General features: G+C 61.7%; 20 protein-coding genes. 3 read left to right on the top strand and 17 right to left on the bottom strand.

What is annotated here, in order from left to right; genetic code table 11:
* Window positions 1–56: 56 nt before the first annotated feature.
* The 17 genes from CKO11_RS00180 to CKO11_RS00100 form a co-directional block, all read right to left on the bottom strand.
* On the bottom strand, window positions 57–1031 hold the full coding sequence (locus tag CKO11_RS00180; protein WP_223631719.1) for a bile acid:sodium symporter family protein: 975 nt from the start codon (window positions 1029–1031) through the stop codon (window positions 57–59).
* A 93-nt stretch (window positions 1032–1124) separates the two neighbouring features.
* Window positions 1125–1700, bottom strand: coding sequence for a biotin transporter BioY (locus CKO11_RS00175; protein WP_223631717.1), 576 nt, complete (start codon window positions 1698–1700; stop codon window positions 1125–1127).
* Window positions 1700–2362 (bottom strand): energy-coupling factor transporter transmembrane component T family protein, encoded by a 663-nt coding sequence (locus CKO11_RS00170; protein WP_223631715.1) that lies wholly within the window; start codon window positions 2360–2362, stop codon window positions 1700–1702. The genes CKO11_RS00175 and CKO11_RS00170 overlap by 1 nt, the downstream gene beginning before the upstream one ends.
* Complete coding sequence (locus CKO11_RS00165) at window positions 2359–3132, bottom strand: energy-coupling factor ABC transporter ATP-binding protein (RefSeq protein WP_223631713.1); 774 nt, start codon at window positions 3130–3132, stop codon at window positions 2359–2361. Before CKO11_RS00165 ends, CKO11_RS00170 begins: the two co-directional genes overlap by 4 nt.
* A gap of 68 nt (window positions 3133–3200) precedes the next feature.
* Window positions 3201–3965 (bottom strand): malonate transporter subunit MadM, encoded by a 765-nt coding sequence (gene madM, locus CKO11_RS00160; protein WP_223631711.1) that lies wholly within the window; start codon window positions 3963–3965, stop codon window positions 3201–3203.
* A 5-nt stretch (window positions 3966–3970) separates the two neighbouring features.
* A complete protein-coding gene (gene madL, locus CKO11_RS00155) occupies window positions 3971–4354 on the bottom strand; it encodes a malonate transporter subunit MadL (RefSeq protein WP_223631709.1) in 384 nt (127 codons plus the stop codon).
* A 62-nt stretch (window positions 4355–4416) separates the two neighbouring features.
* Window positions 4417–4626 carry a biotin/lipoyl-containing protein gene (locus CKO11_RS00150; RefSeq protein ID WP_223631707.1) on the bottom strand — a complete coding sequence of 70 codons (210 nt, stop codon included), beginning with the start codon at window positions 4624–4626 and terminating at the stop codon, window positions 4417–4419.
* Between the two features lie 40 nt (window positions 4627–4666).
* A complete protein-coding gene (mdcG, locus tag CKO11_RS00145) occupies window positions 4667–5377 on the bottom strand; it encodes a malonate decarboxylase holo-[acyl-carrier-protein] synthase (RefSeq protein ID WP_223631705.1) in 711 nt (236 codons plus the stop codon).
* A 2-nt stretch (window positions 5378–5379) separates the two neighbouring features.
* Entirely contained in the window at window positions 5380–6480 is a 1101-nt protein-coding gene (locus tag CKO11_RS00140) for an acyl carrier protein (RefSeq protein WP_223631703.1), read from the bottom strand.
* A 33-nt stretch (window positions 6481–6513) separates the two neighbouring features.
* Entirely contained in the window at window positions 6514–7407 is an 894-nt protein-coding gene (gene mdcE, locus CKO11_RS00135; RefSeq protein WP_223631702.1) for a biotin-independent malonate decarboxylase subunit gamma, read from the bottom strand.
* A gap of 23 nt (window positions 7408–7430) precedes the next feature.
* Window positions 7431–8387 (bottom strand): biotin-independent malonate decarboxylase subunit beta, encoded by a 957-nt coding sequence (locus CKO11_RS00130; protein ID WP_223631701.1) that lies wholly within the window; start codon window positions 8385–8387, stop codon window positions 7431–7433.
* 16 nt (window positions 8388–8403) lie between these two features.
* Window positions 8404–8721, bottom strand: coding sequence for a malonate decarboxylase acyl carrier protein (gene mdcC, locus CKO11_RS00125; protein ID WP_223631700.1), 318 nt, complete (start codon window positions 8719–8721; stop codon window positions 8404–8406).
* Window positions 8722–8736: 15 nt separating this feature from the next.
* Window positions 8737–10410: a malonate decarboxylase subunit alpha gene (mdcA, locus tag CKO11_RS00120; RefSeq protein WP_223631699.1), complete on the bottom strand. Its 1674-nt coding sequence runs from the start codon at window positions 10408–10410 to the stop codon at window positions 8737–8739.
* Window positions 10407–11294 (bottom strand): biotin--[acetyl-CoA-carboxylase] ligase, encoded by an 888-nt coding sequence (locus tag CKO11_RS00115; RefSeq protein WP_223631697.1) that lies wholly within the window; start codon window positions 11292–11294, stop codon window positions 10407–10409. The genes mdcA and CKO11_RS00115 overlap by 4 nt, the downstream gene beginning before the upstream one ends.
* 25 nt (window positions 11295–11319) lie before the next feature.
* Window positions 11320–12528 (bottom strand): Na+-transporting malonate decarboxylase, carboxybiotin decarboxylase subunit, encoded by a 1209-nt coding sequence (gene madB, locus CKO11_RS00110; RefSeq protein WP_223631695.1) that lies wholly within the window; start codon window positions 12526–12528, stop codon window positions 11320–11322.
* A 136-nt stretch (window positions 12529–12664) separates the two neighbouring features.
* Window positions 12665–13627: a triphosphoribosyl-dephospho-CoA synthase MdcB gene (mdcB, locus tag CKO11_RS00105; protein ID WP_223631693.1), complete on the bottom strand. Its 963-nt coding sequence runs from the start codon at window positions 13625–13627 to the stop codon at window positions 12665–12667.
* Between the two features lie 513 nt (window positions 13628–14140).
* Window positions 14141–14557, bottom strand: coding sequence for a HutP family protein (locus CKO11_RS00100; RefSeq protein WP_223631691.1), 417 nt, complete (start codon window positions 14555–14557; stop codon window positions 14141–14143).
* Window positions 14558–14694: 137 nt separating this feature from the next.
* Here CKO11_RS00100 and CKO11_RS00095 point away from each other — a divergent pair, with 137 nt between their 5' ends.
* Genes CKO11_RS00095 through CKO11_RS00085 form a run of 3 tightly spaced genes read left to right on the top strand, consistent with a single transcriptional unit; the run spans window position 14695 to window position 18043 of the window.
* Entirely contained in the window at window positions 14695–15348 is a 654-nt protein-coding gene (locus tag CKO11_RS00095) for a paraquat-inducible protein A (protein ID WP_223631689.1), read from the top strand.
* Window positions 15321–15953 (top strand): paraquat-inducible protein A, encoded by a 633-nt coding sequence (locus CKO11_RS00090; RefSeq protein ID WP_223631687.1) that lies wholly within the window; start codon window positions 15321–15323, stop codon window positions 15951–15953. The genes CKO11_RS00095 and CKO11_RS00090 overlap by 28 nt, the downstream gene beginning before the upstream one ends.
* Window positions 15950–18043 carry an intermembrane transport protein PqiB gene (locus tag CKO11_RS00085; RefSeq protein WP_223631685.1) on the top strand — a complete coding sequence of 698 codons (2094 nt, stop codon included), beginning with the start codon at window positions 15950–15952 and terminating at the stop codon, window positions 18041–18043. The genes CKO11_RS00090 and CKO11_RS00085 overlap by 4 nt, the downstream gene beginning before the upstream one ends.
* The last annotated feature ends 6 nt before the right edge of the window (window positions 18044–18049 follow it).

The following is an 18049-nucleotide window of genomic DNA, read 5'->3' as shown; positions in this document are numbered from 1 at the left end:
TTCAAATGTCAGAATGCATCTTGCGACGCATGGCGACCAGAAAATTCTTGCCGGTGCTACTCTGCCGCCTCGGCCCGCCGCCGCGCGCGCTGCGAAACGAAGGCGCAGATCAGAAGCTGGGTGATGTGATACATCATTGCGGGCAGAACGATCGCCCCCACCTCTGCCGCCGGAAACAGCGCCGAAGCGATGGGGATGCCGGTCGCAATGCTTTTGGTCGAGCCACAATAAAACAGCGCTGCCCGGTCGGGATACGGCAAGCGGAAGGCTCGTCCCGCTGCCACCATCAGCCCCATCGAAACCGCCAGAAAGATCGCGATCACACCAAAAAGCGCCGCCAGCCGAGGCACCGGCACCGTGTCCCAAAGCCCGGTACGGGTGCCCGCACTGAAGGCGGCATAGACGATCAGCAGGATCGAGCCCCGGTCCACATAAAGCGTTAGCTGGCGATGCCGGGCGATCAGCGCGCCCAGCCAAGGCCGCAGCACTTGCCCCAAAATGAAGGGCAGCAGGATCTGCGTGCCGATGCGCAAAACGGCATCCAGCCGCACCTCGCCGCCGCCGGTTTGCAACATCACCGCGACCAGCGCGGGCGTCAGCGCCACACCGATCAGGTTAGAGGCCGAAGCGGCACAGATTGCGCCCGGCACATTGCCGCCCGCGATACTGGTGAAGGCGATGGAGCTTTGCACGGTCGACGGCAGCACCGCCAAGAACAAAACGCCAAGCGTCACCTGCGCGCCCAGCACCGGCCCAAAGACCTGCGCGAAGCCAAGCCCCAACAGCGGAAACATCGCATAGGTGGCGATCAGCGTAAGTCCCTGCAACCGCCAATTCAGAAAACCGGCGCGCACCGAGGACGGATCCAGCTTAAGCCCATAAAGCAAGAACAGCAGCGAAACCGCCCAATAGGTCACCTGCTTCAACGTTGCGGCGGCAAAGCCCTGTGCGGGGACGATCACCCCCAAAATAACCATGCCAATCAACAGCAGCATGTAGGTGTCGATGCCAAGACGTCTGAGAAAACTCATGGTGGCTCCTGTGCCCTTTGGGCCATGCAAACGTGAACGGACGGGCCCATCCATGGGGCCCGTCCGCAGCAGGTTCCGGCGCGGTGATGCGCGTCAGGCGGTCTGTCCCCGGCGGGTCCCGATGATCGGATGGGCGCGTTTGATCGCAACCGCAATCACCGCCGTCAGGGCCGCTTTGACCAAATCGCCCGGAATAAAGGCAAGGCAAGCCATCGTCGCAGCCTTTATCGACAAACTGGCCTGAACCGCCAGCACCGGAATGCCGATGGCGTAAAGCACGATGATGCCGCCGATCATCGCATGGGCAAAAGAGCTGAACAGCGTCAGCTTGTTCCAGCCAAGTTCATGCAGCAGCCCGACGACATAGGCGGTCGCCACCCAGCCTAGCAAAAAGCCGACAGTCGGCCCGGCAAAAACGCCCAGACCGCCACGCCCGCCCGACAGGATCGGCAGGCCAATCGCCACCAGCGCCAGCACCAGCAGGATCGACAAGGCCCCTCGGCGCGCGCCCAAGATCGCACCGGCCAGCATCGGCCCCATCGACTGCGCGGTGATCGGCACCCCGATCAGCGGCAGGGTGATCGGCGGGAAAAGCGCCAGCGCCGCCGTCAGGGCTGCGAACAGGGCGATGTAGACGATATCTCGGGTGCTGATCGGCTGCGGTGACATCAGACTTGTTCCTTCACACTTCTAAAGAGGAACCGCCGCCCGGGCGCGGGGGCGGTTTCGGGGTGGGGGCGCAGGCTCGGGTCGTCATGCCCCGACCGCGCATCAATGGCATCGGCAATATCCTCGGCGGCCTTGAGCACGCGCACGATCAAGGGCAGCGCCAGCGCCAACGGGGAATGGCCAAGCCCGCGCGCAGTTTGTGCCTCGCGCACCCGCTCGGCTTCTTCGGCGATCACCGGCAAAAAGCGCAGCGCCAGCGAAAAGGCGAGGCTGACCTTGCCGGGGTTGACGCCCAAGGGCGCCAGCGGGCGCAGCAGCGTTTCGACCGTGGCAATCAGCGCCTCGCTCCGGGTGGTCAAGGTGACAAGCGCGGCCATCAACACCAACGTTGCGATCCGCGCCACGACCAGCGCCGCCATTTCCCACGAGGCGAGCAGACCTTGCGTGAAAAAGAGTAACACCAGCATCGGCATGAGCGGACGCAGCTGCGCACGCAGCGCACCGCGCCCCAATCGCGCCAGCGGAAAGCCCAAGGCCACCAGCAAGAAAAGGTCGACCATCACCCGCCAGTCGGGCACAAGGACCACCGCGCTGCCCGCCATGGCAAGCGCGGCCAGCTTCAGCCCCGCCGGGGCCCGATGCAAGATCGAGCCGCCCGTCATCGCATCCGCCGGATGTAATTGGCAAGCGCGCTGGAGGGTTCGTCATCGGCCACGATGCGGCCGCCCTCGAACACCAGCACCCGCTCGAACGCATCGATCAGCGGCAGGTCATGGGTGACGACAATCGCGGTTTGCGTCAGCGCCTCGATCACCCGGCCCACCAAGCGCGCATTGCGCAAATCAAGCAAGGTCGTGGGTTCGTCGAACACCACGTAATCGGGATTGGTGATCAAAACGCCAGCCAAGGCCAGCAGTTGTTTTTGCCCGCCCGAAAGTTTGTGGGCGGGGCGCTCGCGCAGCGGCTCAAGCCCATAGCGGGCGAGCACATCACTGACGCGGGCAGCGCGCTCTGGCGCCGACAGCCCCAACCCCTTGAGCCCGAAGGCCACGTCTTCTTCAACCGTTGGGAAGACAATCTGGGTATCGGGGTTTTGAAAGACAAAGCCGACCTTGCGGCGCACGGCCTTGGCCGCTTTTGCCGTGCACAGGCCGTCGATCAGGACGCTGCCGGTATCGGGAACCAGCAAGCCATTGAGAAGCCGTGAAAAGGTGCTTTTGCCAGAGCCATTGGCCCCGACGATGGCGATCCGCTTTTCGGTCAGGGAAAGGGTGATGTCGCGCAGCACTTCGGTATCGCCGAACCGGTGCGAGACATCAGAGATTTCAATCCCGGTTTGAGCACCGGGGGCCGCAGGCAGCGAAGGGACGCTGACACTGCCTGCGGCACCATGCAACCGCGCGAACGCATTTCCAACACTTGAACGGATCATCTTGTCGGCCTAGGTCACGAGAGGTTGCATGATTTCATATGTGTCTGTTTGAGAGCTCTTGCCGGAGATCAGCCAAACAGGGCGAGGATGGCCATGTAGCCGACCGACGGCACCACGAGGCAGCCAAAGCCCGTGTAGAACGTCGCGGTCAGGGCACCATAAGGGACCAGTTTCGGGTCGGTTGCCGCCAGACCCGCGCTGACGCCGCTTGTGGTGCCCATCAACCCACCGTAGACAGCCGCCGCCGCCGGGTTATCCAGACCAGCCACTTTGGCGAGGAACGGGGTAAGGATCATCACGGCGATGGATTTCACCACGCCCGCAGCCACCGAAAGCGCGATCACTTCCGACGAAGCGCCCAGCGCCGCACCGGTCACCGGGCCGACGATGAAGGTCACCGTACCGCCACCGATCGTGGCCATATCAACCGGATCGGTATAGCCGAACGCATAAGCGGCCAGCGAGCCGAGCACCGTGGCGATGATCACCGACACGACCAGGGCGACGGCGCCCGGCAGACCCGCTTTTTTCAGCTCTTCAAGTTTCACACCGAAAGCGGTCGACACGATGGCGAAGTCGCGCAGCATGCCCCCACCCATCAGGGCGAAGCCGGAGAACAGGGTGATATCGGCAATCCCTTTTTTGCCATCGGTCAGCACACCACCGATGTAAGCAAGGATAAGGCCGATCAGAATGGCGATGGCCGAACCATGCACACGGTTGTTGGTCAGTTTGCCGAGTGCATAAGCAACCCACATGATCAGACCAACGCAAGCGAAGGCCAGAACCAACGGGTATTTTCCAAGCGCGGTGTTCAGAATATCAAGAAACATCTATCTTACTCCGCAGCGTTGTTTTCGGGGGCCGATTTCGGGCTGAGCGCCGCAATCGGACGGATCAGCAAGAAGCCGGCGAGCACCGAGCCGAGCCCGGCGATGAAGGCGAGCGCGCCCGCATCAAACGCGGCCAGCACGTTTTGTTTGGCAGCCATGGCGACCACGATCGGGATATACATCGCCGACCAGAATTTGATCCCGTCTTGGGCCAGCTTCGAAAGCTGGTCACGGTCCATCAGGTAACGCGACACGATCACCAGCAAAAGCATGGCGATACCGACACCACCGATGTTTGCCGAGATCCCCACAAGGTTCCCCACGAGGTAACCCAGGAAAGTCCCGACGATCATGCAGCCGCTCATCAGAGCGACACCGTAAATAAGCATTGCTTGTCCTCCTTGAGACGTGGATGGCCGGGGGCGCGACCCTGCGCCCCCGGCCAATCCTGTTATTCGATGGTCATGACAACCGCGCCGGGTTTGACACGGTCGCCGACCTGCACCGCGATGGACTTCACCACGCCATCACAGGGCGCCGGGGTGTTGTTTTTCATCTTCATGGCTTCGATGACCGCCACGTTTTGACCTTTGGTCACGGTGGCGCCTTCGGCGACTTCCAACGAGATGATGACCGACGGCATCTTCACTTTCACATCCATAGCCTTCTCCTTTGGCTTGCTTCTTGGGGTTATGCTTCTTTCACCCGGCAATAACGCTATTTTGCCGCAGCGACATGATCTCGCTCAATCGATTGCGCGAAATCAATTCTACACCCGAAATCGTCTTGCCCAGCACCGCATCGGCGGCCGACAAGAGTTCGGAAAGTTTGACGCCGGTGCCCTCGGGCAGCACGACTTCTGCATCGATGCGCAGTCCCGTGCGGGCACTGAGCATCTGCAAATCCGCTTGCGCCGCCTCCAGCATGAGCGGGTCTTCGGCGCGCAACACGATGTCGATATCGGAATCGGGGCGCAGGTAGCCCAGACCGGTGACGATCTTCATCGCCAACGAGCCGATCAGCCCGATCTGCACGCCGGTGCGATGTCCGATATCCTCAAGCGCCGCGATCACCGGATGGGCGGTATCGCCCAGCATCTGCGCCAGCGCCATCACCTCCCACGGGGTGACGTAAGAAGTGACCTGCCCCGCCGCCACTGGCACGGCGGAACGCACGCGCGCGGCCCCCATGCGGAACGGGAAGGCAAAACCAAGCTGGCCACCGCCTTCCGGCACGGCACCGGTGGGACGGCACACGATCCCGGGAATACGGTCTTCGATGAAAACCTCGGTCACAAGGTCTTGCATGTCGGAATAGCGCATCGGCGCCGGAAGGGCCGCCAGCAGCGCGGGCAACAAAGTTTCGCGCGCGGCGTCTTCGATATAGGCGAGGGTATGACGTGTCTGCAGCATTTTTAGCGCCTCTTCACCCATGCAGGATCGGTTTTCGCGGTCCGGCTCATTTCACGCTGCGCGGTCACCATCGCGTCAAACAGCGTTGTGGCCTGTGGGCCTTCGATCACGATCTTTTCCGCCGTATCATCGGCCGCACCGACGGCACCGGGCACCAGTTCCAACCGGGTCGCTTCGGCCCCGGTCACCAGATCTGGGGCCACTTTCACCACCCGGCTTTTGATGCGCAGGATCGTGCGCGCGGCCTTGTCGATCGTATCGGCGGCGCTGGCCGTGGTATGGGTCACGACGACCTCATATTCCGGGTAAGTGCGTTCGCGCCGATAGGTGATGATCTGTCCCGCCCGGTTGCACACATGGCCTGCGCTAGACACAAGGAAGCTGTCGCCCATCGGCAGACCGCCGACCACAAGTTCGCGCCAGCCTTCGCCGCGCGGCGAGGGCACAAGCGACACATCAGGGCGCAGCGGCACGCCATCCAGCACCAGCCAGCCAAATTCCTGACAGCCATAAAGGTCGTGCACGGAATAGCCGAATTGCGCGGCGACCGGGATCAGTTCCTGATCCAGCGGCGTGCCCGCACACAGCAGAACACAGCCTTTGGGCATTTCGTCTTTCAGACCCAATGCCAGAACCTGTTCAAGGCTGGCGCGCAGGAACGAGGATTCGCCCAAGATCACCTGCGGGGCCTGACGGCAGGCGGCCACGATCAGCGCATCGCGGCTGGAGCGCAGCAGGTGGCTCCATTCCACGCCGCAATCGTCGAGCGCCTGTTTCGAGAAAACATTGACGAGGGGGGGGTAGGTGACCAACATCCGTGCCCCCCCCTCTAGGTTCAGCCTTTCAAACAGCTCGCGGGCAACGGCGCTGCGGTCGGGGAGTTCCGCGTATGTAACCCCAACGATCGTCTGAAAGGCTGAAGAGCCAGTCGTGAAGGTCAGATAGGCCAGATTGAACGGAGTATGCACCTCCTCGATGACATGCGCTGCCGTAGGGCCATGAATGCCCTTGTCGGAGAGGGAGCGGCGCGGCATGTCTGCAAGGGTCGGCGCCGAGCCGAAGACTTCGAGGGCGTCTTCGATCGCTTTGAGTTCGTCCGACATATCTGACTTCCTTCAGGCTCTTTTTGCGAATTCTCAGCGGGCGGGGGCGTATTGCCCGGCGACCGCCGCGAATTCCTCGTTCATCAGCGCCATGACTTTGGGCCGTTCGACCCGGCCACCGCGCTCGGCGCCCAGCGCACCACGACCCCAGGGGCCGAGCGTGTCCTGTTTGCCTTCGGCTTTCGCTTTTTGAACTTCCGCGACGCGATCGATGATCGCCGGGCGCATGCCATCGACGTGATCCACGATCAGGCCGACACCGCCGAGCGAGTAGAAGAAGCGCGGACCGGCGGCGAAGACGGCGTTGTCCTTGGAGATTTCCTCAAGAACTTCGAGCGGCTTCTTGATGATCCGCGAAACCGAGGTCAGCGGCATCACGTGGATCATCGTGCCATAGTTCGCATCAAGCGAAACGATGCTGTCAGCTTGCAGACCGTGGCACAAGAAGGCGCCAGAGATCGCGCGGCCAATCACCATAGCGATGATCGCGTGACCTTTCAGACGGGCCTCGGCCAGCGCAAGCTGATAGGCCGCCGTCGCCTTGTTCATGCCAAAGATCTCTTCGACCTTGCCCGGACCGTTACCGGGGGTGTCGACGATCAGCACCAAGGCGCGCTTTTCTTCCAGCGGCTTTTCGGCATCGGCCGCGATCGAGGCATAGACAGCCTGCGCCATCTTGTAGCCTTCTTCCATGCCGATGATGCCCGCATAGACGACCGGGAACTTCTCGTTGAAGGCATTGCCATCCGACGCGATGATCGTGGTGGTTTTGCCGTCCAGCGTGGCGGTCCCGACAACGGCGCCGGGGCCGAATTCGGGATCGTCGAAGCTTTGCGCGCCAACGGTGTTTTCTTGGAAGGACTCGGGGTCCACGATCATATCGATCGCCTCACGCCCCCGGCCCATCATGCTTTCTTGCATCTCCATGATTTTCTCCTGTGTTGCGGGGGTCAGACGGCGAGCCGTTTGACGGTGCTCATGAATTCCGCGAAGGGCACGTCCAGCAGACCGGCGGCGTTCTCATTGCCCGCCTTGGCCCAAACATCGACGGCGTCTTGCGGCTGCATTTCAGCGGCCAGAGCCACCAAGCGCAGTTGCTTTTCGACCGTCTCGGGCGAGCCGATGCGGCGCATCGCCTCGAAGTCGGACACCGGCAGCGGCGCCAGTTCGACGACTTGCTTGCGGAACGCTTCGATCGAGTCCTGCACAAGGAAGTTAGCGTCGCCCATGATGTATTTGTGACGCCCACCCGTGGTGCGATAGACAAGGGCGCGGTCCGACGCGTCGAACTCTTCCTTGCCCATTTCCTGCTCGATCACTTCCGGGCCGGTCAGGCCAAGACGGCCGAACTCGCTCATGATGATCGCGTCGGTCGCTGCCGCCACAAAGCCCATGCCGCCGAAGCCGCCGACCTTGGAGCCGATGACCGCAATCACCGGAACCTTGCCGCGCGCTTTTTGCAGTTGGTCCATGACTTCGGCATGGGCCAGAAGGCCAGCGTTGGCTTCGTGCAAACGCACACCGCCGGTTTCGAAGGAAATCACCACAACGGGTTTTTCCTCGTCGGTCAGGTCGGGATGTTTGGCGACCAGATCATCGTGGAATTCGATCGCCAGTTTGATGGTGTTGACCATCTTCGCACCGCCGATTTCGCCCACGGACCCGCCGATGAACTTGCCTTCTTGCGAGATCACGAACACGGGGGTCTTGCCGATCCGCCCGATGCCCGTGACGATCCCGTCGTCAAAGGCGACGGCATCCCCCAGAAGCTCAAGATGCGGGCTCGTCACCCGATCGAACGGACCGGCAAGCTCGGTGAAGCTGCCCTCGTCGACCAGGCCAAGGGCCCGGTCACGCGCGCTGGCTTCAAGGAAGCTGCGGGGTTGAAGATTTTGCCAATTGCTCATTCGTTTGCCCTCCGCCTCAGGCCGCGTTCGCTGCCGTGAAGGCCTGATGCAGGCGCAGCAGCACGACGGCCGGGGTGGCGTTGTTGTCATTGATCTCGATCCGGGTATCGGACAGCGAGGTTTCGTCGATGAACTTGCGCAGCACGCGCTCCCACAACGGATCGAAGCCGGTGACCGGGGTGACGAGTTTCACCGCCACCTTGCCGTCCAGCGCTTCGGGCTGGATCAGCACTTCAAGATCGCTGGAGCCGGTGACGCCGATATGGGTCGGCGCTTTCACCGGGCCGGCGGCTGCGGCGGGTTCGAGGGTCAGCTCGAGGGTATGCAAAGCCATGGTTTCAAGCCTCCATTACCAGTTGCGGAAACGCGCGGGCGGGTTGTAGAGACCGCCGGACCAGGTCACGAGATCGCGCATGTTCTTCGCCGCGAGCAGGTCGCGGGTCGCACGCGAAGGATCGATCCCCAGATCGGACGGGGTCTTGACGATGCCGGCCTCGCGCAGGGCTTTCGTCTCTTCAGGTTTCGCGGTCAGACCGATATCGGTGAACCCAGCCACGGCACGGATCGCCGCCATGCGGGTTTCCATGTCTTTGCAACGGCTCAGATAGGCGATGCCTTCTTCGGTCACGATGTGGGTCAGGTCGTCGCCGTAGATCATCACCGGCGGGATATCGAGGTTCGCGTTCTTCGCCAGTTTCCAAGCGTCGAGCTCGTCCACGAACACCGGTTTGCGGCCTTCGCCAAAGGTTTCGACCCCTTGCACCACCAGACGCTTGCCGCGCGGCACCGAACCGGTGAGCGTGTCGAGCGAGGGCAGTTCTTCGCCGCATTTGAGCCACGCACCCGAGGGGTGACGACGGCCTTTCGGGTCGCAGCCCATGTTCGGCGCACCGCCGAAACCAGCCACACGGCCCGCGGTCGCGGTCGAGGAGTTGCCGTATTTGTCGATCTGCAGCGTGCCGCCGATGAACATATCGGCCGCATAGTGACCCGCCGTTTGTGCAAAGGCGCGGTTCGAGCGCAGCGTGCCATCGGGCCCGATGAAGAAGATGTCGGGGCGCGAGGCCACGTAATCTTCCATGCCCAACTCACCACCGAAGCAGTGGATCGCCTCGACCCAGCCTTCTTCGATCGCGGGGATCATGGTCGGGTGCGGGTTGATGATCATATGGGTGCAGATCTTGCCCTTCAGGCCCAGTTCCGCGCCATAGGTCGGCAGGATCAGTTCGATGGCCGAGGTCAGGAAGCCGATCCCGTGGTTCATCGAGGTGACGCCGTATTCGCCGTAGATGCCCTTGAGGCACATCATCGCCAGAAGGATCTGGTTGTCGGTGATGTTGGCCGGGTCACGGGTGAAGAGCGGCTCGATGAAGAAGGGCTTGGGCGATTCGATGACCGCATCCACCCAGTCGCCCGGAATGTCGACGCGCGGCAGTTCGTCGACGATTTCGTTGACCTGTGCGATCACGATGCCGTCTTTGAACTTGGTGGCTTCCACGATGACCGGCGTGTCTTCGGTGTTGAAGCCGGTGTAAAGGTTGCCTTTGCGGTCGGCTTTATAGGCACACACGAGCGAGACGCGCGGCGTCAGGTCGAGGAAGTAACGGCCGAACAGTTCCAGATAGGTGTGGATCGCACCCAGTTGGATTTTGCCGTTGCCGATGAATTCGGCCACACGGCCAGCTTGCGGGCCACCAAAGGCAAAGTCGAGTTTCTTCGCAATGCCGTTTTCAAACAGATCGAGGTGGGATTTCAGCGGCACCGCCGATTGCACCATGTGCAGATCGTGGATCTTCGATTTATCCGCTTGGTTGAGGCATTCGGCCAAGAAGTCAGCTTGCTTCTGGTTGTTGCCTTCGATGTTGACGATGTCACCTGCGCGGATCACTGCTTCCAGCAGAGCCACGGTATCTTTGGCGAGCACTTCTTTGCCCTTGGCGAAGAGCGGCGCGGCCGCTTCTTTCCGCGCTGCGGTATCCGCAGATCGCGTGCGCCAATCCTTGCGCGTGTCGTGATGGGTCATTTGCTTTCGTTTTCCTCCTTTGCAGGTGCAGTCCTCGGAAAGGCGCCGTGAGTGGTGATTTCCGGGGGGGAACTGATTTCGCCGAAGACGACGTTGTGGCTTTGGCCTTGCGCATCGCGCAGCGTCAGCGTGCCATCGGCTTCCAGCGCGGTGGCAATGCCGCGCAACGGAGCGCCGGCGGTGGTCAGGACGATTTCACGGCCAAGCGTGCACGATTGCGCGCTCCAAGCTTGGCGGGCGGGCTCAAAGCCTTCGCGTTCCCATTCGGTCATACGCGCTTCGAGGCTGTCGATCAGATGGCCCAGCAGATCATAGCGATGCACATGTTTGCCGGTTTCGGTTTCGATCGAGGTGGCGATACCTTGCAAGAAGGCGGGAAAATCGTCGTCGGATTTTTGAACGTTGATGCCGATCCCGGCGATGATGTGATCCAGCTCGCCCTCGGGCGTCAGGACCATTTCACACAGGATGCCGCACAATTTGCGCCCACCCACCATCAGGTCGTTGGGCCATTTGATTTCGGCACGCAGCCCGGAGGCGGCGGCGATCGCGTCGGCCACGGCGACGGCGGTGACAAGCGTGACTTGCGCCAGCTCTTCCACCGGCCGCGCCGGGCGCAGAAGCACCGAGAGGATCAGCCCGGTGCCGGGACGCGAAATCCACGGGCGGTCGCCCTTGCCGCGCCCTGCCGTTTGATGGTCGGCCACAAGAACGGTGCCAGAAAGCATCGGTTCGCGGGCCATTTCGGCAAGGCGACGGTTCGTGGAATCGACGACCGGCAGGAACAAGACCGCGCTGCCGACGCCCCCCTGCGTCCGTTCCAGTCGCGAAAAGCGGGTCAGGGCCGGGGTGCTGGTTTGGATGGGATGTCTATGCATGGTCATGATGGTTGCTCCTGCCGGTTCTTTGTTAGTTCACCAGGCCGATGGTCGAGGCGAACACACCCACGGCGATGGCCGAGACGATGACACCGCAGATCGAGGCGCCCATGGCGAGCGGCATGATCATGGCGTGGGGGCTTGCAGCGAAGGCTTCACGCTGGGCGATCTTCGCGGTCGAGGGCATGCAGGACACACCAGCGATACCGATGACGGGGTTGTAGTTGCCGTTCGAGAGCTTCCACACGAGGTAGCCGCCGCCGATGCCACCCACAGCCGAGATCGCCAGAGCGGTGATGCCGAGGACCACGAGCACAGCCACTTGCGGGTTGAGCAGGGTGCCAGCGTCGCACAGCACGCCGAGAACCAGGCCGAGAAGCAGCGTCGCAGCATAGGTCACGGTGTTTTCGAGCAGTTTTTGATAGGGCTCGATTTCGGCTTCTTTGATCGCAACGCCCAGGAAGAAGGACAGGATCAGCGGGGTGGCCACCGGGAGCAGCAGGCACAGCAGACCAGCAGCAGCAACGGTGAAGGTGAATTTCGCTTGCGGCGTCACGTCCGGGAAATCGTATTCGACTTCGATTGCACGGTGCTCTTCTTTGATGAGCCAGCGGACGAGGTAGGGGTAACCCGCATAGGTCAGCGACAGATAGAGGTAAGCGATGATCGAGATCGGAACGAACAGGTCTTTGGCCATGATCAGCGAGCCGAACAGAACCATAGGACCATCCGCGCCACCAATCGTGCCGACAGCGGCGGCCTCGTTCGGGGACAGCCCCATGTAGTAGCCGATGATCAGCGTCACGAAGGTGCCGAGTTCCGCACAGATCGCAACCGTGATCGAGGCCCAGGGACGCGCCAAGATGAAGGAGATATCCGCCATCGTGCCGATGCCCATGAACAACATGCAGGCCACAAGCGAGTTCACGAAGGTGAAGTTATAGATCGGCTGCAAGAAGTCGATCTGCATGATGTTGATCAGTTCGCCGGGATCAGACACCAGCGGCGAGATGATCAGGGTGCCGATCTGGCCGCCTTCGAGGATCATGACACCGGCGTTGACGGCCATCATGCCCAGCCCCATCGGGACCATGATCAACGGCTCAAGCGTGCGCTTAAAGCCAAGATAGGCCAACACGAAGCCAAGCCCGATGAAGGCAATCCGCGCAAAGGCGATGAGCGGCTCCTGAATGAACAGTGTCCCGATACCGGGGAACACGTTGAAGAGGGTTTCTAACATTATTCTTTCCTCAGGCGGCGTTAGAGTTGGACAAGAGCTTGGAAATGCCCACGATCACGCCGATCACGGCGAAAGAGATGACCGCGGTGATCAAGTAGCTGGCCGCGGCATAGACGATGATGTTCATCGGATATCCTCAGAGGTTGGGAGCCGGGGCGGGGGAGGCGCCGGGCTCGGGAGTTGCAGGGGGAAGGATGCCGCCAAGCAACGCATCGACACCGACGGTGACGGCGAGCAGATCGGCGGAACCGCCGGGCGACAGGTGGCGGGCGATGCAATCTGCATCGAGGGTTTGGATTGCGGCCATCCCGGCTTCGGTCAGCGCACCACCAAGAGCACGAATACGCCGCGCCTCGGCTTGCACGAAGGTCAGTGCCTCGGGGCCACCGCGCCACAACAGCGTGGTGTCCTCGGCCTCGGCCATGATCGCAATCAACGTATCAAGCAGCACAGCACCCAGCGGCGCGCCGCTGTCTCGTGCCGTCCGCAACGCCGGAAGCCCGGCGCTGCGGACGGTGGGGAAACCGGCCTCGGCCTCGCCACGGATGCCCAGAACGCCGTATTCTTTGTAGAGTTTTTCTCCGGCGGTCTGCGGCGTCCGGTTTCCCAAACTGCGCAATTCACGGTCACAGATGCCACGCACCATGTCTGCGGCCGTGTCGAACAGCGCGGCTTCGCTGCAATTGGGTTGATGGCGCATCACCAGCCCTGCCGCCGCGCTCAGCACACCGGCCGAGAACAGCAAACCGCGCTGGGTATTCACGCCCCCGGTTGCTTTCAGCAGCCGGGCTTCATAGCGCGCACCGATCTCGCGGACACTGGCCAGCACGGTCCAGTTCGGACCGGAATGGCCAAGGCCCAGCTCGGCGCATTGGTAAAGGCACGGCGCAATCGCCGCCGAGGAGACCATGAAGGTCTGCAAGTTCATGTCCCGGTGCGACCCGTTGGAGCGGGGCGTCACGAGGCCAGGCTTGGGATGGGTAGAGATTTCGAGAAGGGCACCGGTCAGGAAGGCCGAGCCAATCGCCCAGGCGTTCGACTGGGGCCACAGCGACATGTCGCTGTACCAGTCCAGCGTGCGCCGCAAGGCATATTTCATGATTTCTATCCCGCGCAATCGACGGCGGTGCAGCGCGCAACAAGGCGCAACTTGCCATTCAAGGCCAGATGAAGGGACTACATCAGGTCAGGAAAACCGTCAGATATGCACCACACGATAGACACTTAGGCACGCGGTGCTTTGGGCTCGTCAGCCATATTTGCCGAGTGTGGCATCAGGCTCATCACGTCATCACGGCCCGGCTTTTCAGGGCTCGGGCGGCCTCGGTCAACATTCCGTGAGAAAGTGTCACACCGGGGTTGACGAAAGCGATACGCCTAGTTTTTCAGCTTGTCCAGTATTCGTTTTCGCAACCAAAAAACTGGGCACAAATGTCGCAGTTGACAGGATTAAATGAAGCTAATTTGGTCACTTAGGAAATTATACAGGTCAGATTCACAGCTTCAGAAAACCAATGCTGCACTGCGGCGCGGGCCCTGCGACATTTTCACAAAGCCGCGAGTATGAAGGGCAAATTGGCCTCGACCCGCGCCGCCATGCGTTTTTCAACACTCAGATATGCATCACCCCAAAACCGATGCGTTCATGGTTCGTCACCGGGTGAAAAGCTGATTCTCCATGCGCGGCAACCGCCACCCAATGCCCGTCAGCGACCAAAGCCACCTTCAGTTTCAGGTTCGACTCAGCCACCACCGAAGAGCTGACCCCGTGCAGACACTCCAGACCGGCATGAATCACCCCATGAATCTCATCTGGGCGATGGCGGATCACCTGCGCATTGAGCGCACAGGCGACGATCGATTTCACGAACCCCCGTTCGATCTCGGTGCGCCGACCGGTCACATAGGTGATCCCGACCTTCCAGTTCGGCCTATCCGCGATTTGTTGCTTGATCCGCTCTTCTTCCTCGCGGCTGCTGATTGCAGCCATGATGGCGGCTTTGCCGATCCTATCAGCGACGATTTCCATTGCACGATTCCATTCCGACCCGAATTCGGCTTTACATATCGTCGCAGGCAAAAAGCCTCAATCGCCTTGATGCGCCGCGCCCGCGCAAACCTGCGAAGGGCCTTCCCGTTCGGGCGCGCGAGCGCTAGCATCTTCTTATGTCGTCCATATCTTCCGCTTCTGCCACACCGCCCACATTGCCGCCGCTCGAAACCCTGATCGCCTGCCCCGCCTGCGATCTTTTGATGGCTGCCCCGTCGCTCGAAGCGCAACAAAATTGCCGCTGCAGCCGCTGCCATCATCTGCTTTACGCCCCGCGGCGGCAGACCTTTGCGCAGGTGATCGCGCTGTCGCTAACGGTCGCGATCTTGATGATCGGGGCGGTGTTCTTTCCGTTTTTGGAAATCTCTGCGGGGGGCATTCGGCATCAAAGCTCGATCTTCGATACGGCACTGGCCTTTTCCGAAGGGATTTTGCTGCCGCTTTCGGTCGTGGTGATGGCGCTGATCGTGGTGTTGCCACTGCTACGGGTGACCTTGCTGCTCTACACGCTTTGGCCGCTGGCGCAGGGCCGCGCCCCTTGGCGGCATGCGCGGCGCGCCTTTCGGCTGGCCGAGGCGATTCAGCCTTGGTCAATGGCCGAGATTTTTGTCGTCGGGGCGGTGGTGGCGCTGGTGAAATTGGCGGGGCTCGCCACGATTACGCTTGGCCCGGCATTTTGGGCCTTTGGGCTTTTGGTGATCGTGGTCACCGTAAAAGACAACCTGTTGTGTGACTGGACCTTATGGAAAGCAATCGACACCCAACGCTAACAGCCCGGGCCGCCGGCCTGATCGGCTGCCGTGCCTGTGGCCGGGTGTCGCCCGGCGACACCTCTGTCTGTCCGCGTTGCGGCGGCGCGCTTGAGCCCGACCGCAACCTGTCGCTGCAACGGGTCTGGGCCTGGATGGCGGCCGGGATCATCTGCTACATTCCGGCAAATCTTTACCCGATGCTGCGCACCTCGACGGTTGCCACAGGCACTGCCGAAAACACCATCATGGGCGGTGTAGTCGAATTGGTGCATGCGCATGAATGGGCCGTGGCAGGGATTGTGTTCGCGGCCTCGGTGCTGGTGCCGATTGCGAAATTCATCGCCATTGCCGCGCTGGCGATCAGCCTGCGCGGGCGCGCCACGATGTCGAGCCACCGCCGCCACAAGCTGCTTGAAATCATGGATTTCATCGGCCGCTGGTCAATGGTCGATGTTTTCGTTGTGGCGATCCTGTCTTCCTTGGTGCAGCTGGGCTATGTGGTAAACATACACCCGGGGCCCGCCGCCGCGCTTTTTGCCCTGTCGGTCGCCTTCACAATGCTGGCGGCACAAAGTTTCGACCCCAGATTGATCTGGGAAAAAGACCAAGGATACCCCGCGTGAGCCCCGATCCCATCGCCCAGCCCGATATCTCTCCCGCGCCGGTTTCATGGTTGAACCGGCTGTCGATCGTCTGGGTCGTGCCGATCTTGGCGCTGATCGTTTCGCTGGGCGTGGCGTGGAAAACCTTTCACGACCGGGGCGTACCGATCCGCATTACCTTTTCCGATGCCGCCGGGCTGGTGCCCGGACAATCCGTGCTGAAATACCGTCAGGTCGTGGTCGGCAAGGTCGAAAAGGTCGGCTTCACCGAGGATCTGCGCGCCACCCTTGTGACCGTGCGCGTCGACAAGGATATGGCCCCCCATATCGACAGCGAAGCGCAATTTTGGGTGGCGCGGCCGCAAATCGGTTTCAATGGCATCTCCGGGCTCGATACGGTGCTGTCGGGCGTGTTCATAGAAGGGCTTTGGGACAAGGCCTTTTCCGGCCCGCCGCCTGCGGTTTTCACCGGGCTGGAAACCCCGCCCTTGGCGGAAACGCCCGGATCGGGGTCATGGGTGACCTTGACCGCGCCCGATGGCGGCTCGCTGATCGAGGGGGCGCCGGTGCTTTATCGTGGCATCAAGGTGGGCCAATTGCGCAACCTTCGTGTCAATGAAAGCGGCGACGGGGTGACGATCAATGCCTTTATCGAAGCGCCCTATGACAAGCGCCTGACCTCATCCACGCTGTTTTGGAACACCTCGGGCTTTTCGGTCTCGCTCGGCGCTTCGGGGGTAAAGCTAAATGTGCGCAGCCTGTCATCGCTGATCCAGGGCGGGGTAGAATTCAACACGCTGGTTTCGGGCGGCAAGCCGCTTGGGCCGGACCCAAGCTTCCGCATCTTTGCCGATGAGGCGACCGCGCGCGACAGTATCTTTGCCGATACGGCCGATGTGCGGGTGGCGCTGTCGATCCGGCTTGATGGGGCCGTGCGCGGGCTGAAACTGGGCGATCCGGTCAATCTGCGCGGCGTCAAAGTGGGCGAAATCACCAATATCGGCATCGCGACCGCCCCCACCGATCAAGGCGGGGCAACCGTCTTCCAGCGCATTGATTTCGATGTGACGCCCGCGCGGATGGGCCTGCCGCGCAATGCCGATGCGGCGGCGGTTTTGGCGCTTTTGTCTGAAGAGGTGGATCAAAAGAACCTGCGCGCACGGGTCGCCAGCACTGGCTTGCTCGGCGGATCACTGGTGGTGGAGTTGATCGGGGTCGAAGACGCCGCCCCCGCCCAGATCGATATGGGCGCCAAGCCCAACCCGGTCTTGCCGACCGTCGCCCCCGATATCTCGGATTTCTCGGCCTCGGCCGAGGGGGTTATGTCGCGCATCAGCGCGCTGCCGATCGAAGAGGTAATGGAGTCGACGATTTCGCTTTTGGACACAACGACAGCGCTGATCGGGCAAGACGAAACGCAACAGGTGCCAGGCGCCGTTCTGGCCCTGATCGACGAGGCACGTGGGGTCGTGGGCTCGCCCGATCTGCAAGCCGCGCCCGGCGCGCTGCGCAAGGTGCTGGATGAAACCGGCCGCTTCATGGCCGATCTGTCCGAGGCGGGCACGGTCGACAGCATCACAGGCGCGATGACCACAGCCAGCGAAGCCGCGCAGGCGGTGACCGATAGCGTGGCCGGGGTGCCGAAACTGGTCGAGACGTTGAATGAGATCGGCGAGACAGCCAAGACCCTCCCACTGCAAGAAGTGACCCAAAACGCCGCCGATCTGACAGCATCGCTCAACAAACTGGCGTCCTCGACGGATATGGAAGCGCTGCCGAAGTCCTTGACCGAGTCGCTCGATGCGCTGACCGTGATGTTGACCGATCTTGAACAGGGGGGCGCGACCGAAAACTTGAATGAAACGCTTGGCTCAGCGCGCAAGGCCGCCGATGCGGTAGCCGAGGCCAGCACGCAATTGCCCGCGCTGACCGATAAGCTGGATCGCGTGATCCGCAATATCGATGCCGTGCTGGCCAGCTATGGCGAACGCTCTGCATTCAACACCGAAACGGTGGCAACATTGCGCCAGTTGCGCAAGACCGCCGCCTCGTTCGACGGGCTGATCCGCATGCTGCAACGCAACCCGCAATCCCTCATTCTCGGCCGATAGGACCCC

The sequence above is a fragment of the Rhodobacter sp. TJ_12 genome (assembly GCF_020023995.1).
GTDB lineage: Bacteria > Pseudomonadota > Alphaproteobacteria > Rhodobacterales > Rhodobacteraceae > Rhodobacter.
Note: the sequence above shows the minus strand (reverse complement) of the source record. Positions and strands in the feature narration are given on the sequence as shown.

What these genes read in the sequence shown, in the direction of transcription:
- CKO11_RS00180 (WP_223631719.1), bottom strand. Translation starts at nt 1,031, where the DNA reads ATGAGTTTTCTCAGACGTCTTGGCATCGACACCTACATGCTGCTGTTG.
- CKO11_RS00175 (WP_223631717.1), bottom strand. Translation starts at nt 1,700, where the DNA reads ATGTCACCGCAGCCGATCAGCACCCGAGATATCGTCTACATCGCCCTG.
- CKO11_RS00170 (WP_223631715.1), bottom strand. Translation starts at nt 2,362, where the DNA reads ATGACGGGCGGCTCGATCTTGCATCGGGCCCCGGCGGGGCTGAAGCTG.
- CKO11_RS00165 (WP_223631713.1), bottom strand. Translation starts at nt 3,132, where the DNA reads ATGATCCGTTCAAGTGTTGGAAATGCGTTCGCGCGGTTGCATGGTGCC.
- madM (WP_223631711.1), bottom strand. Translation starts at nt 3,965, where the DNA reads ATGTTTCTTGATATTCTGAACACCGCGCTTGGAAAATACCCGTTGGTT.
- madL (WP_223631709.1), bottom strand. Translation starts at nt 4,354, where the DNA reads ATGCTTATTTACGGTGTCGCTCTGATGAGCGGCTGCATGATCGTCGGG.
- CKO11_RS00150 (WP_223631707.1), bottom strand. Translation starts at nt 4,626, where the DNA reads ATGGATGTGAAAGTGAAGATGCCGTCGGTCATCATCTCGTTGGAAGTC.
- mdcG (WP_223631705.1), bottom strand. Translation starts at nt 5,377, where the DNA reads ATGCTGCAGACACGTCATACCCTCGCCTATATCGAAGACGCCGCGCGC.
- CKO11_RS00140 (WP_223631703.1), bottom strand. Translation starts at nt 6,480, where the DNA reads ATGTCGGACGAACTCAAAGCGATCGAAGACGCCCTCGAAGTCTTCGGC.
- mdcE (WP_223631702.1), bottom strand. Translation starts at nt 7,407, where the DNA reads ATGGAGATGCAAGAAAGCATGATGGGCCGGGGGCGTGAGGCGATCGAT.
- CKO11_RS00130 (WP_223631701.1), bottom strand. Translation starts at nt 8,387, where the DNA reads ATGAGCAATTGGCAAAATCTTCAACCCCGCAGCTTCCTTGAAGCCAGC.
- mdcC (WP_223631700.1), bottom strand. Translation starts at nt 8,721, where the DNA reads ATGGCTTTGCATACCCTCGAGCTGACCCTCGAACCCGCCGCAGCCGCC.
- mdcA (WP_223631699.1), bottom strand. Translation starts at nt 10,410, where the DNA reads ATGACCCATCACGACACGCGCAAGGATTGGCGCACGCGATCTGCGGAT.
- CKO11_RS00115 (WP_223631697.1), bottom strand. Translation starts at nt 11,294, where the DNA reads ATGACCATGCATAGACATCCCATCCAAACCAGCACCCCGGCCCTGACC.
- madB (WP_223631695.1), bottom strand. Translation starts at nt 12,528, where the DNA reads ATGTTAGAAACCCTCTTCAACGTGTTCCCCGGTATCGGGACACTGTTC.
- mdcB (WP_223631693.1), bottom strand. Translation starts at nt 13,627, where the DNA reads ATGAAATATGCCTTGCGGCGCACGCTGGACTGGTACAGCGACATGTCG.
- CKO11_RS00100 (WP_223631691.1), bottom strand. Translation starts at nt 14,557, where the DNA reads ATGGAAATCGTCGCTGATAGGATCGGCAAAGCCGCCATCATGGCTGCA.
- CKO11_RS00095 (WP_223631689.1), top strand. Translation starts at nt 14,695, where the DNA reads ATGTCGTCCATATCTTCCGCTTCTGCCACACCGCCCACATTGCCGCCG.
- CKO11_RS00090 (WP_223631687.1), top strand. Translation starts at nt 15,321, where the DNA reads ATGGAAAGCAATCGACACCCAACGCTAACAGCCCGGGCCGCCGGCCTG.